The sequence below is a fragment of the Escherichia sp. MOD1-EC6098 genome (assembly GCF_002965865.1).
In the GTDB taxonomy this organism is placed as follows: Bacteria; Pseudomonadota; Gammaproteobacteria; order Enterobacterales; family Enterobacteriaceae; genus Escherichia; species Escherichia marmotae.
This window is the reverse complement of sequence record NZ_PTSN01000087.1, coordinates 1-591: the sequence shown is the minus strand read 5'-3', so window position 1 is coordinate 591 and position 591 is coordinate 1. Positions and strand designations below refer to the sequence as shown.

The 591-nt window shown below is 51.6% G+C and carries 1 protein-coding gene; it reads right to left on the bottom strand.

Going from position 1 to position 591, the window contains the following annotated elements:
* A partial coding sequence (locus C0K55_RS25765; RefSeq protein WP_123059783.1) for a phage tail tip fiber protein occupies nucleotides 1-591 on the bottom strand: 591 nt, incomplete at both ends.

The following is a 591-nucleotide window of genomic DNA, read 5'->3' as shown; positions in this document are numbered from 1 at the left end:
TACAGTTCTGGTTAATCGTGACATTGTTGAGCGTTCCTGAGTTCGCATTCACACTGCCACTGATATCCGCATTTTTAGCGGTCAGCTTTCCGTCTGATGTCAGGGAAAATACCGGAGGACTGCCACCACTGGTAATGGTGGGGGCCGTCAGGCGCTTCAGGAACACGTCGTTCATGAATATCTGATTGCCCTGCGCCACAAACATCGGCGTTTCATTCCCGTTTGCCGGGTCAATAAATGCGATACGGTTAGCGGCAACCAGAAACTGACTCAGTTTGCCTTCCTCCGTGTCCTCCATGCTGAGGCCAATACCCGCGACATAATGTTTGCCGTCTTTGGTCTGCTCAATTTTGACAGCCCACATGGCATTCCACTTATCGTTGGCGTCCTTCCACTCTTTCGAAAACTCCTCCAGTCTGCTGGCGTTATCCTCCGTCAGCTCGACTTTTTCCAGCAGCTCCTTGCCGAGATGGGATTCGGTTATCTTGCCTTTGAAAAAATCCAGGTAACCTTCCGCATCATCGCTCGCCCGACCGACGGCCTCCACGAATGCCGATTTGCCAACGGTGTTCACACTGCGGATATAAAAGT